8 protein-coding genes are annotated in these 13,988 nt (G+C 36.8%); all 8 read right to left on the reverse strand.

The window, feature by feature from the left end; translation table 11 throughout:
• Window positions 1–185: 185 nt before the first annotated feature.
• The 8 genes from ACRD64_RS11455 to ACRD64_RS11490 all read right to left on the reverse strand — a co-directional run bounded on the left by ACRD64_RS11455 (window position 186) and on the right by ACRD64_RS11490 (window position 13,731).
• A complete protein-coding gene (locus ACRD64_RS11455; protein ID WP_430933494.1) occupies window positions 186–1,217 on the reverse strand; it encodes a FecR family protein in 1,032 nt (343 codons plus the stop codon).
• A 971-nt stretch (window positions 1,218–2,188) separates the two neighbouring features.
• Complete coding sequence (locus ACRD64_RS11460; protein ID WP_430933495.1) at window positions 2,189–3,901, reverse strand: RagB/SusD family nutrient uptake outer membrane protein; 1,713 nt, start codon at window positions 3,899–3,901, stop codon at window positions 2,189–2,191.
• 20 nt (window positions 3,902–3,921) lie between these two features.
• Complete coding sequence (locus ACRD64_RS11465) at window positions 3,922–7,452, reverse strand: TonB-dependent receptor (protein WP_430933496.1); 3,531 nt, start codon at window positions 7,450–7,452, stop codon at window positions 3,922–3,924.
• A 304-nt stretch (window positions 7,453–7,756) separates the two neighbouring features.
• Window positions 7,757–8,173: a hypothetical protein gene (locus ACRD64_RS11470; protein ID WP_430933497.1), complete on the reverse strand. Its 417-nt coding sequence runs from the start codon at window positions 8,171–8,173 to the stop codon at window positions 7,757–7,759.
• Window positions 8,174–8,514: 341 nt separating this feature from the next.
• On the reverse strand, window positions 8,515–9,096 hold the full coding sequence (locus ACRD64_RS11475; RefSeq protein WP_430933498.1) for an RNA polymerase sigma-70 factor: 582 nt from the start codon (window positions 9,094–9,096) through the stop codon (window positions 8,515–8,517).
• A 198-nt stretch (window positions 9,097–9,294) separates the two neighbouring features.
• Complete coding sequence (locus tag ACRD64_RS11480; protein WP_430933499.1) at window positions 9,295–11,613, reverse strand: glucosamine-6-phosphate isomerase; 2,319 nt, start codon at window positions 11,611–11,613, stop codon at window positions 9,295–9,297.
• A 28-nt stretch (window positions 11,614–11,641) separates the two neighbouring features.
• Complete coding sequence (locus ACRD64_RS11485; protein ID WP_430933500.1) at window positions 11,642–12,268, reverse strand: carbohydrate-binding family 9-like protein; 627 nt, start codon at window positions 12,266–12,268, stop codon at window positions 11,642–11,644.
• Window positions 12,269–12,675: 407 nt separating this feature from the next.
• Window positions 12,676–13,731: a LacI family DNA-binding transcriptional regulator gene (locus ACRD64_RS11490; protein ID WP_430933501.1), complete on the reverse strand. Its 1,056-nt coding sequence runs from the start codon at window positions 13,729–13,731 to the stop codon at window positions 12,676–12,678.
• Window positions 13,732–13,988: the final 257 nt, after the last annotated feature.

Below are 13,988 nucleotides of genomic sequence, written 5' to 3' on the forward strand. Positions count from 1 at the left end.
CCCATTAAAACTACTTCAAAACAAGACAATTTGTTACTTAACCTCAGCTTATAATAATATAGTTTCAGGCCTACGCATTATATATGAGTATCACGGAAAAGATTACTTCTTAATACATTTTCAGCGTTTCACATATCATCACACCAATGATCTGCTAAACCAGGCCATGCGCATACAAAGGGATACTAACTTTTATTATAAATAATCACTTTCTTTTTGCTGAAGCTTCCATCCGTTAGTTTTTTCCGTGCCACTATTTTGTAATCGATCGGCGAACTCAGCTTCAGTAGGCGTAATACTTCTTCCAAAGAATCGTTTTGAAATGTCGCCCTAAACGAATACATCGACAGTTCTGCCCCTTTAATTTCTACCTCCACATTATACCAACGGGAAATCCTTCTGGCCACTTCATCCATGGAATCACCACGAAAAACCAATTTACCGTCTTTCCATGCGATATATTTACTCGCATTTACCTCTTTTTTTGAATATTTTGTTCCTTTCAAACTCACCATTTCGTTAGGACTCATCATGATTTCATACCCTCCAATGAAGCATTCCACCTTACCCTGTTCCAGGATAACTTCCGTTAAATCTTCGTCGGCGTAAGCATGTACATTAAACCTGGTACCCAACACCTTAACCTTAATTTTTTGTGTTGATACAAAAAATGGGTGTTCTTCGTCGTGCTTGATATCAAAGTAAGCCTCGCCGGTTAATCTAACATCACGTTTATTGGAAAAAGGCACCGCGTACTCCATCGATGAACCTCCGTTTAACACCACATCGGAACCATCAGGCATTTTAAAAGCTATTTTTGCTCCTTTGGGTGCTTCAACAAATACGGTTGAAGCATTTTCCGACAACAATTTATTCGTTTCTTTAAGTTTTATTAAAGTAAAAACACCTGTCACTATTAATGGTACAATGACAATAGCAGCCGCTGCGGAAAACCACTTGTATAAGCTATGCGATAAATTACGTTTATTTTTATTTTGACGTAAACGAATAGCGTGGTGAACTTTATCTAAAACAGAGCTTAAATCTTTGTTAAGATTCTCATCATTTTCGATACGTTGCTTCCAATCTGACTTCATGAATTCTTTAATCCCGATAGTACTGTTGGAGCTTAGCAACTTTTCCGCCCGGGCCTGTTCATCCACACCAGCCTGACTGTTAATATACTTGCTTAATATTTCTTTATCCTTTTGTTGCATTCTATTGTTATATTTTACTTGCTTGTCATGTTCGCAAACAACCAATGATCTTACTATTTTTTATCAATGAGTTTACGGAACATCCATATAATATATCCACAGCTATGATAAATCTCACGATGAAATATTACATTTTTTTTTACAGTCTTTTATGCATCCATTAGGGCATCACTCATATCAAACTGGATACACGCAGATTATGAACTCATTTTATATCAAAACTACTATTTAATTTTGTTAAATAACCATACCTCGCCAAAGGTATCCGACAATAGAATGGCAGTTAGGTTGGAGTTTCATTTATTGGGAATTGGTTTTATCCCAAAATCGTCATTAGACTTTATCGAAAATACCCATTCGATGAACAAAAACTAAACATTACTTAAACCCGCAATACGCATTACAAATCCTGTTAGGTAATCGGGGCGGCTGATACCTGCTGACATTAAAATATTTTTCAAATTTCTAACTACAGATCTTGGTTTATATTATCCGTTTGATCGGCTTTTAAACCCGAAACTTAACCCTTTTGTATCTGATTGTTCCTCCCGGAATTGATCAATAGAATCTTGATTACAGTCGATTCTCACAGGTTTGGATAGAATATCTTTTTGCTGTTGGTACAGAACGATACTGAATGTTTTTTGAAAACTGAATTTTCAGGCTCGTTCTATTATTAGATACCTACTTAGTGCATCTATGAAAACTCTCTATTTTATAAATTCTCCTTTGTGAATACCTCTAGCCCCTATAGGGGAATTAGCTCTCTACGGGGAGTTATGGCTCTCCCTTTAGAGCCTGTCCCGAACTCGTATTCGGGAGCGTTAGAGGGTTTTTAAAAGAGAATTGTTGCCTTTTCTTATAGCCACTACTTATGGAAATTGTGATATCTTAATTTTAATAAAGAAAGGCTACCCAATAAGTAACTTATTAAGCAGCCTTTCACACTCTAACCTATCACCCTATAAAGACTACCAACCTGGGTTTTGCTCCAAGTTTTCGTTAAGTACTAATTCATCCAATGGTATTGGTTGCAAATATGCTTTTGATTCATCAAAATTATAGTTACCTGAATCGTAAAACGGTAAAAGATAACCATCAGCATCCAGATTTGCATCACTTGCAGCCAGTTCTACACTTATAATTCCATCATCATAATAAGCTCCTCTAGGCTGATCCCCATCGAATAACTCATGCGCTCTCCATCTGTATATGTCATCGTCTCTAAAACCTTCCGCTATTAATTCCACGGAACGCTCTCTGCGTATTTCATATAATATGGGGGTTAACGTATAGCCATAATTTGGCCAATCGGGATCTACAGTAATAGCTCCTAATGTAATTCCAGGCATACTTACACGAGCTCTTAACAAGTTAATGGACTTATCTAAATCTGCCTGTGATATTGTACCTAATTCAGCTTTTGCTTCGGCAAAAATTAGCAATGCTTCTGCATAACGCATAATAATCTTAGAAGTACTTTTCGTAAACACACCAGGGGTATTTGGATCTATATTTGGATCTCTATATTTTTGCGAGGCATAACCAGTATTTCCAGTGCCGAACACAGAGAATGCCGGATGAGAATAGAGAACTTCTGAACCATCCGTATCTTTTAAAAGTAAATCTCCAGGCACCATTATTGTTGCTGCTAATCTTGGGTCTCTATTGGTTTCAATGGTAGATAAATCTTTATCACCTACATATAGAGGACTTACGGATATAGGATCGCCATCGGTACACAAATAGCTACGAACAGCAAATCTGGTATAAGCAGAACTGTTCGGCCAGGAAATCTGCAATGGATTACCAATTCCTAAAACGAAATTATCATAATCTCTCCAAAGCATGACTTCGCTATTCCCTTTTAATCCAATCTGATTAAACAAAGAACCATAATCGCTATGTAATGAAAATACGCCTCCATCAATTACAGCCTCCGCAGCATCTGCTGCAATTTGCAAGTAAGCAGACCCATCAGATCCATCCACGCCAAAATCGGTACCTGCATGATACTTTTCCCAGGTTCCTTCATAAAGCGCCACCCTGGCTTTAAATAATTGGGCAACCTCCTTATTAATTCTTGGTTGAATAGAGATATCTGCCGAAGATTTTAATTTAGCAATGGCAGTATCCAAATCGGCAATCATAAAGTCAACTACCTCATTTCTTGGATCCCTGGCTTTATAGATATATTCTTCATCAAGATTATCAAAATATTTATCAAGTATAGGTAAGTCACCATATTTTTTCAATAACTCGAAGTAATAATAAGCTCTAAAAAAGTAACCTTCACCAATATAGTGGTTAATTTCTGTTTCATCGCCAGAAGCCTGATCCACATGGTCTAAAAACCAATTCATTTCTCTTACTTCGTCAAAACTCCAAACAGAAGCACTAGCTGAAGTAGGAACCTCATAACTTAAACCACTTAGCCTATTACTTGGGCTTTGTGATGTTCCCATATCGGTATAGCTATCCGGTAACACACTGCTACCAACAGCCAGAGCTGCCCAACCAGGCAGGTCTTGATAATTATTATTAAGAGCAGTTCTTAAATCAGTCGCTGTTTTATAAAAATCAGCTTCAGATATCGTATCTAAAGGTGTTTTATCCAAAAAATCCTCACAAGACGATAAAAATATCGCAAAGCTTAAAATGAATAACTTTAATATATTCTTCATAATTCTTTAATTTTTTAAAATTAAAATGACACGTTTAATCCTGTTGAAATCATTTTAGATAATGGATAAGACTGTGCACTACCAGTCACTCCGGATGTTACAACCTCTGGATCAAAGAACATCATATCACTTACAGTAAATAAATTTTCTCCCGAAACAAATATCCTACATTTACTTACCTTGATTTTACTTGTTAAATGTTTAGGTATAGTATAACCAATTTGGATACTCTTAAGTCTCATATATGCGCCATTTTGGATATATCGATCAACCGCATAACGGTAGTTTCTGTTATTTCTTCCTGCACCATTCATATATGGAGCCGGGAAATAAGCATCGACATTTGGTCCAAGTGGGCTTGTGGTGTCCTCAGGTCGGAAGTAATCTAAATGTTCTTGCCAAACATTAACATGGAACGGACCAGATGCAGGACCTCTAAAACGTATGTGATTGGACATTAATACGTCTCTTTTACCAACTCCCTGGATAAATGCGTTAAAATCAAAATTTTTGTAATTACAACCTAGGTTAATTGCAAATTGATATCGAGGTGTGGTATTACCGATAACACTAAAATCCCCTGTGTTTCCAACTACCCAATCTCCTCTGTCAATTTCATTGTCACCGTTTAAATCTTTGTATTTTGTATCACCAGCTTCAAAATCACTATGAATAAAAGATTGGTCAATTGCATATGAATCATACTCATCATCGGTCATAAACCAACCATCCCATTGAAGTCCCCAAATCTCTCCCAGATCTTTTCCCGGGTAATGAGCTTGACTTAAGGACAAGGCATCATTAGGATATTCAACTATAGTTCTCTTATAGTCAGACAATACAGCCCTTACGCTATAACCAAAATCTCCAAGCTTTTGTTTCCAGGTAGCTTCAATCTCCCACCCTTGAACTCTGGAGGTTCCAATATTTGTTAGCGGGGCATTTGTACCCAATTGTGCTGGCAGATCTAAGCCCTGGGCAGCCATACCTTCAATATCTGTACGGTACCAGGAAAAAGCCGTACTTAACTTGTTGTTAAAAGCATTTACATCCAAACCAATATCTGTGGTTTTTACTGTTTCCCAAGTTAAACTTTCACTACCTAAACCAGGTGTTAAGGCACGATTTTCTGTGGCTCCATCGAATAAAAAGCTGGTAGTAGCCAGGTCAATATTTGAAAGATATAAGTAATTAGAAACATTTTGATTACCTAAAGTACCATAGGATGCTCTTAACTTAGCCGTACTGATCCAGTCTTTCAAAGGCCAGAAATCTTCTTTCGCCACGTTATAACCTGCTGAGAACGAAGGAAACCCAGCCCATCTATCATCTGGGGCAAATCTCGAAGAACCATCTCTTCGGTAACTAAATTCAAATAAATACTTTTCTTGATAATTATACCTAAACCTACTAAACAAACTTTGCGTTGCCCAATGTGTTATCGCTTCTGACACTAGTTGATCATCATCTAATGAAGCATTTAATGAAACTACGTTGTTGGTTACTAAATAGTCTGTGGTAGCCCCTAAGGAACGGTAATCATTTTCCTCACTTTGATATCCTACAGTCGCGTGAAAGTTATGATTCCCGATAGACTTATCATAAGTTGCATAAATGTTTGGAGAAAAATACTCATTGGTAATCATGGTTGGACTATAAGATGTATTTTCCTGAGATACTTTGTCAATTAAACCTGTTGGTTTTATTTGTTCACTTGCCAGAATAATTATTTCCTGTAAATTATTATTTCTTCTGTAATTGAACTGTCCTGTTAACTTTAAGTTTTCAATAGGCTCAATAACAAACTTAGGTTGTAACACTAACTGATTATTTTCTGTTTGTGCACGTTGGTAATCCCAAAATGGATAATATTTATGCGATATCAATTCTGAACCATAAATAGGGTCTACCACAGGCAATGTTGGTTTTAGTTTGGAAATTAAATCCAATACTCTTGACTTGTTCCAGGCTACAGTTCTTCCGCTGGTAGCTTCCGTTGGAAAATCGGATTTACTTTTTAATAATTTAGTTGCTAACTCCAGTGTTAACCATTCATTGGCCTTTGTTGAAATTTTTGCATCCAGATTATATCTTTGAAAAGATTCGTTTCCAACCGCTAATAAACCACCTTCATCATAAGCACCAGCAGAAAGATAAAAATTCAATTTTTCATCACCACCAGATACATTTACATTATGTTTCTGTCTACTTGCCCAATCTTTAAGAATAATATCATCCCAATTGGTAGCAGCAGTTCCTTGAATACCCAGCGTACCATAAGCCCAATCTGTTCCTGCATTATTTGCAGAAATTGTTGGTGCACTACCCGGATTTTCCATGTTTGCCATAATGTTAGCCAAATCTGTTTCGTCATGCCAGGCGGATTGGTTATTGTTAATGCGAGAATCATTTATGGCATAAGCAAAGTCTATGGCACTGGCACTTTCGGGCCATGTAGTTGGCTTTGTAAATGAAAAGTTATTACTGTACGAAACTTTAATTTTTCCTTTCATATTTTTACCACTCTTAGTGGTTACTATAACAGCACCACCTGCAGCTTGCGACCCATAAATAGACGCCGCAGCAGCATCTTTAAGAACAGAAACTGATTCTATATCTTCCGGGTCAATATCACTTAAACTCATCTGAATTCCATCAACAAGTACCAATGGATCAGCATCACTAATACTACCACTACCACCACTTGTTATAAAACCACGTATATTAATATTAGGAGCAGCTCCAGGTTCACCACCACTGGCTGAGTTTGAAACTACTAAACCAGGTAAAGAACCTTGTAATGATTCCACGGCGTTACCTGTTGCTCTGTTTTCAAAGATCTCCGATCCAATTTGAGAAACGGCAGCAGTCATTGTTAATTTTTTCTGGGTACCATATCCCACAACGACCACTTCATCGAGTCCCTCCATCATATCCTGCATAACTACATTAAATACCGAACGACCCGCCAAGGCAAATTCCTGTGTTTCCATACCCAGGAAGGATACAGCAATTGTAGCGGCATTAGCCGGTACTTTCAAAGAAAATTCACCATCGATATTCGAAATAGTACCGATAGATGTTCCTTTAACAATTATACTTACACCTGGTAAGGGTTCTCCCGCGGCATCGGTTACCTTACCCTTAATAGTCTTTCCTTCCTGCTGAACTGTTTGTTCGTTCATATACCCGGGTGAAAGGATGATCTTCCTGTCCACTACGTGATAATCAACATCCTCACCCTTAAAAACGATATCCAATACCTCATGGATTGGCTTCTCCTTTACTTTGACATCTACCGTGCGTTCAACATCGATTAACTTTTCATTATAAAGAAAAAAGAACTCGCTCTTTTCTTCAATCCTGTCCAACACTTCTTCAACACTAATTTCGCTTAGGTCTAAAGAAACTTTGGTTGTTTGCGAATATGTGGAAGCTGCAAAAATCTGAAGCGTTCCAACCATCATCAAGAATATGGAAATACGCATAATTCTGAGAGTTTTTGTTAGGGCATGGTTATCCCATGTCCATAAAAAATTAATTTTTTTCATAAATTTGTAATGTTTAAATGACTATTAAAAAAATTTACTTTTCAGGGGGCCGTTGGCGCGACTCCCTGTTTTTTCACATAACAATAGATTTTTAATATTCGTTTGATGTACTATACATAGATCCGTTGACCTAAATTTACTGGTTTTTCTGTTTAAAACCTTAGCGTTTATAATAATTAAGCACTTTCTTTTGGTAAAGATTCCATCGGTTTGCGTTTTACGTGCTAATATTCTGTAATCAATTGAAGAGCTATACTTAAGCAGGCTTAATACTTCTTCCAGAGAATCATTCTGGAAAGTCGCCTCAAAAGACGAATAGTCCTCCTCGGTTGGGTGCCTCAATAAATACGACCGAAGCGCTTTTCGATAACATTTTATTTGTTTCTTTAAGTTTTATTAAGGAAAACACACCTGTTACTATTAACGCTACAATAGTAATAGCAGAAGCTGCATAAAAACACTTGTATATGCTATACGCCAAATTAGTTTTATTGTCTTTTGGCCACAAATGTACATTATGTCGAACCTTATTTAATATAAAATTTAAAACCTTTGTATTACCGCCAATCAAATTAACAATGTTATCACAGTCATTGTTCATAGATTCCTTAATCCCAATAGTTTTGTTCGAACTTAGCCACTTTTCAGCCCTAATCTGTTCAATCGCACCGTCCAGATCGTTCATATAATTGTTTAATACTTCTTTATCCTTTTGTTGCATGCTGTTCTTATATAATAGCTTGTAATATTCCGAACATCAATTGATTTTCCATCATTTGATCCATGAATTTACAATAACTTCTACTTACTATATCCATAGTTAAAACAAATCTCATGATGATTTTATATATTTTTTTGCATTTCTTTAAGGTTTAACAGAAACTACACTCCTACATAGCTTATTACAAGCTTTTTATGCAAATTTAAATAGATTATTTTTATTTTTTTGGGGGGAGGACAATCAAATAATAAGCTGCTGTCAAAATAGGATCTTATTATACACTACCCAATAGTGTCAGAATATTAGGGTCTGGATACGTAAACAAAGCGTTTACTTCATGTTTATTGCAGGAAAAGTGAAAAGTACAAAGTAAGGGCCAATGCTTCGTTTTTCAATCTGCTCTTCAAAAACTTTAAGGCCTCAGAGATATTGTTATCCACCGTTCCGGGAGAAATACCTAATTCTTCGGCTATTTCTTTTGCACTTAATCCTTCCTTTCTGCTCTTGACAAAGATGGTTTTACGACGTTGCGGCAATTTTTCGATCAATTCATTAACGTGTTCCAGTACAGAAGCGTAATACAATCTTTCATCAGATTTATCTTCAACATCGCTTATCGCAATAGCCTCGCGCACATAAGCCCGGTGATAAGACTTGCTTCTAAAGTATTTTAGTATATCGTTATACGCAATTGTAAAAAGGTACGATTTAAAAGATGTATTAATTTTTAACGTCTTTCTTTTTTCCCATACTTTAATAAAAACTTCTTGAACCAACTCTTCAGCCTCAGTTTCCGACTTCAGGTACCTAAAAGAGAAAGCAAACAGTTTTTTCGCATAAATTTCGAAAAGTTTATCAAAAGCATACACGTCATCTTTTAACAGCTTCTCTATTAAAATATTATCCCGGGAACTATTTGGCATATATCAGAATACTTGTTTTTTAATCGTTTTTATAAAAAAGTGCACAGGGATATTTGCAACATTTTTAGCACTTCACTTTACAATGATTTTGCAATTATAAATATATTTTTTCATTTTTTAAGTGCTGAATTAAATTATATAGTTGGCATAAACCAATACAGGGGCTGTCTGCAACGCTGAAGGCAGCCCCTGTTAATTTTATCCCTCCATTGATTTTTCCAGTTCGCGAGCTTGATCCAGGAATTCCTCCACATTCATCTCTTTAATGAAGATAAGTCCGTGACTGGCTCGTATATTCGGATTTTCATTGGTATAGAAATAATCTTTACCCAGCAAATACTGAACATTATCCAACTGCTCCACCCAAATATTCTTGGCTAAGGTACTGAATTTGCCATCGTGTTCATAACTTGGGAATGATGCATTAACCTGGCTCAGGTAACAATCTGAGAACGACTTATCCAATACGTCTAAACCATTGATACTTACCGGCACCATTACGTTAACATCCGAAGGCGCAAATTTGAACCAAACGTTTCTGTATCCCCAGATTCTAAGTTGGCTTAAATCTTCTTCCTTGCTCCATAAACGCACTGCATCGGCTATTGCCTGCAGTACTTTATAGTGTGTATCGGGTCCGCTCCCCTCAGGATCCAGGGCCAGTGAAATAACGGTAGGTTTTTCTTTCCTGAACTCCTCCAGGATAGGCAGCACATCGCGTTCGCGGTTAGGTTGCTCCGTAAAGATATCGCCGGTATAAAAGCCCAGGCGCAAATGACGGACATTTTTCACCTGAACACCGGAGTGAGCCCACACCAGCTCTTCTTCAAATTCACGTATCATCCCCTTCAGTTTTTGAATCTTAGGTGGGTTCTTTTGTCCGTCGTAACTTTCTCTAATATTAGCCAGGATAGCATTGATCGTATTACGCAAGTCATCATAAGACTTTACTTCCCAAATAGATACTATAGCTCTGATTACACGGTGACATAAGCCCCTGACTCTTTCCAATGGCTCATCCGATGCTACATTCAGCAAGAAGTGATAAACATCCTTGTCCCATTTATATTTGTATCCTGACTCAAAAAAGTCGGGAAAATTAATCATCTGAATACGACCCTCATCTAACAGTTTTTTGGTACTATTTAAGGTATCTGTAACAAAATGATTAGTTACAGCAGTAAAACCGGAGGTGAGTACCGAAAAAATAGATTTGTTCGATTTTTCGAGCAAGGTACTATTTACATGAGGCTGTATTCCCAGTTGGATATCATCGTGGTGAGGGCCTGTGTGATAAAACACCTGGTCTTTTTCGGTTCTTAATCCTGTTTCAATCTTAGCAATTACCGAATTAATAACCTCCTTCACTGTATCCAGAGAAAGATTCGGAATCTGCCTACAATAAGGATCCGCCATTAAGTCGGATAGTTCTAGCTTAGGGCCATACTTATTAATACGCTTACAGAGATCAATAATTGCCCGCTCCGTCTTTTCGTGTGTCCATTCACCATTGCTATAATAGGCACTCACACTGTCGTTGAGCTTAACCCCTGCGCTTTTAGTCAGGTAAAAACGGCTGTTTTTAAGACTTTGCAGAACTGATGCAGGATACAATACCGACGCATCACTTTCCAAGGCATTTTTAACCACTGTTGCTTTTGCCTCTCCCGCCGCAAAAATGATGGCTACGGCCTCTTTGTTATAGGTTATCGATTCAAGGCCAATAGTGATGACCAACCTGTTTTTGGAAATCTCAATGCCTCCCAGGTCACCTGCGGCCTGCGCCTGTGTCTCGAAGTTGGTTTTGGTTAAACGTGTTGTTGAGAAATGATCGGCACCCCGGGTGTTAAAAGCTATGTGACCATCCGGGCCAATACCTCCAAGAAAGAAACCAATACCTCCCTTCTCCCTAATTTTACGCTCGTATTCAACACACCAGTCATCAATCATAAAGATTGATTTTTGCTGCTCTTTTTCTTTTGCTGTTTTAGCTTCGCGATATCTTAAAGACAAATCAACGGTACTGTCCGGGAATACTTCTGAAAAGTGTTTTCCATCAACCAATGGGATTTCATCGGAATTGATTAGTAGCGCATTTTCGGGCTTCAAGCCAAATCCTTTAATATAGTATTCGTTCACATAGTGATAAAAACTGTTTTTTTGACTTGATCGAATGGGATAGAACTCGTCAATCTGTACAAAATGCAACTTGCTCAAATCAGGCTTTTTATTCACTTTCAGACCGTTTTCTTCCCTTACTTTTTTACCTTTGGCATTGTCCCAGTTTTCTAAAAGATATTGCGTCCAGCGAATAAAATATTCCGGAGTTTTTCCTGTAGGAAGGCTAATGACTCCTTCGGGGTTTTCTGCCACCCATTCCAGAAACCGAAATGCGGTAAACATACCCAATTTCGGAAAATTGTCTACCGGGATATAAGGTATTTTTGTGGTAGTTTTACTAACCCCGGATTTTTGTAAGTAATTCTTTTCTACTTCTGAAAAATTTATTGCATTCATTATTATTGGTTTTATTGGTTTTTCTGTATTAATTGTTGAAAATAATCTCCCCAAAAAATTGAGGTAAATGAAAATCCGGTTTCCTTGCCGTAATAGGATTCCAGGAAAGATAATGGGGAAACACCTGTTTATCTCCGCATTTGTAGAAGTTACAACTGGCTTGTACTCCATTCAATTTCTCTATCTTATCGTGAATAAAAACGGAAATTGGTATTTTTACGCCCAAGGTCCAGTCGGTTTTCCTGTCGATTATTTCAATCCGATTGGAACCAAGCGATGGCTTCGTTACAATCTGTTGAAGGACAGAGGCTGGTATAACCTCCCTATTATTTCTTTCCGAACCGTAACCTCCCAAAATATTTCCGATACAATTGAACTCGAGATTATAGTAGTTCTCCCCATCCAAGGATATAAAAAACTCGACGCAACTGTCTTCATATACAGGTTCGTTAAACGCTCTGTATACTGCTTTGGTGTTTGATTCTTCTACGAAAAATTTCAAATAAATATTTCCGCTGTCATAACCGATATTAAAACCCACGCGGACGTCGCTGGCATAATTCCAATTATTATTTTCAATACGATGCTCGTTTTTTAATGAATGTGGCCAATTATTTTCCGCGTTAGTTATTTCTGCGATTACAATCCTATTCATGTGAACTATTTTTGATTAAGAACAGCACAAAATTAGTAAAAAACATAGATGTGCACGTGCACTTTTATGTTTTTTACTAATTATTAACATGAAAATATGGTTAAACAACTATATTCTTGGTGGCAAATACAATCCTATATCATTCAATATGTGTCTTTTAACACAATATAAAAATCATAATGGCACTCTTTTGCTAAAATATTTTTTCTAGAAACCTCTATACTCAATTGGCTCGAGCACATAATGGTATTCATTATAATATGCGCTTAGAATATAATGGAATGGGGCTAAAAGAGAAAGTAAAAAGTATAAAACAGAACTTGGTCAGCAGTAAAAAGACGCAGTATAAATTTATTAAGATATATAAAATAACGCTTTCGTATTAATTACTCCAGAAATTTACCACATTATACCCATGCGGTATAATCTTTATAGTTTTCCTTAATCACAATTTCAATAGGTAACAGTTTCTGTTTGGGCACGTCTTTTTTAAAAGCCAGGTAGTCCACCAAAAGTGATAAGGCAGAACTGGCTTGAAGACCAGGGTTCTGATATATCAGGAATTCTATGTTCCCTTTCTTCAGGTGACTTCTGTTTTCATCAATCAAATCATAGCCTATGAGTTTCAGGTCTAGAGAATATGCTTCAATTATATCGGCAATGTAATAAACTTTAGAGGTGGTAACATATACTCCCTTAATTTTCGGGAATTTATCCAACAAAGCCATCAACTCTTTTTCCATGACTTTGGGATTGTTAATTGTAAGCTTCTTTATCTTATCTGCCCCAATGTTATTCTGGGCCATAAAATTGACGAATCCATTCTCTTTTTCCTGAATATGTCGTGCATTCGAAATATCCACATCAATATGAACAATCAAATACTCATCCGCTTTACCTACTACTTTCTTTAGGAGACTGGCAGCGGTTTCTCCACTTTTCACCAAATCCTGGCCAACATGACAAAGTGCGTTAATTTCTTTTATATCCGTATTAAATGTTGCATATGAAATACCTCTTTCCTCACACTTTTTGAAAAACTCAATTGCTTCATTATAAAAAATAGGCGCAACCAAAACTCCGTCGCATCCTTCCTTTAAAACTTGGTTTGCATTATAAGTAAAGCTTACCTCTTTTAAAGAATTAAACAAATGCATACTTACGTTTACACCAACAAAAGAGAGTTCTTTAATGGCTTTTTCAATGCCAGTCATTGCGCGCTTCCAGTAACTATCCAAATCTCCATCAGGAACCAAAACCGCTATTTTAAACAATGCACCTTTACGCAACGACTGTGCTGCTAAATTTGGTTGGTAATCAATTCTATCTAAAATCAGTTTAATTTTATTATATGTATCTTTTGATACAATACCCCTTCCATGTATTACCCTGTCGACTGTTCCTCTGGAAACACCTGCCATTTGTGCAATATCTTTAATCGTATAATTGGGATTAGATTTCATTCCATCGATTTACCTTACTGAAATATAATTTGAGAATTACAAAAATGAACAAAATTCATAAGATTGGCAAAAAAAGAAATAAAGCAGTAGTTTAAATCCACAATATGCATTAGAATTTCTATTACACATTGAAATTACTTTAAAACAAGACACTTCGTTGCATCACTTTCAACTCACCATAACGATGCTCCCGAAAGTAATCCATAGCCGTTAACTTAAGGGAACCTATTGGTACAAAAACACATACACAGACGGAC

The sequence above is a fragment of the Saccharicrinis sp. 156 genome, assembly GCF_050589685.1.
GTDB lineage: Bacteria > Bacteroidota > Bacteroidia > Bacteroidales > Marinilabiliaceae > Saccharicrinis.

Bases quoted from the DNA above. Each gene is read 5' to 3' on its own strand.
- ACRD64_RS11455 (WP_430933494.1), bottom strand. From the start codon at position 1,217: ATGCAACAAAAGGATAAAGAAATATTAAGCAAGTATATTAACAGTCAG.
- ACRD64_RS11460 (WP_430933495.1), bottom strand. From the start codon at position 3,901: ATGAAGAATATATTAAAGTTATTCATTTTAAGCTTTGCGATATTTTTA.
- ACRD64_RS11465 (WP_430933496.1), bottom strand. From the start codon at position 7,452: ATGAAAAAAATTAATTTTTTATGGACATGGGATAACCATGCCCTAACA.
- ACRD64_RS11470 (WP_430933497.1), bottom strand. From the start codon at position 8,173: ATGCAACAAAAGGATAAAGAAGTATTAAACAATTATATGAACGATCTG.
- ACRD64_RS11475 (WP_430933498.1), bottom strand. From the start codon at position 9,096: ATGCCAAATAGTTCCCGGGATAATATTTTAATAGAGAAGCTGTTAAAA.
- ACRD64_RS11480 (WP_430933499.1), bottom strand. From the start codon at position 11,613: ATGAATGCAATAAATTTTTCAGAAGTAGAAAAGAATTACTTACAAAAA.
- ACRD64_RS11485 (WP_430933500.1), bottom strand. From the start codon at position 12,268: ATGAATAGGATTGTAATCGCAGAAATAACTAACGCGGAAAATAATTGG.
- ACRD64_RS11490 (WP_430933501.1), bottom strand. From the start codon at position 13,731: ATGAAATCTAATCCCAATTATACGATTAAAGATATTGCACAAATGGCA.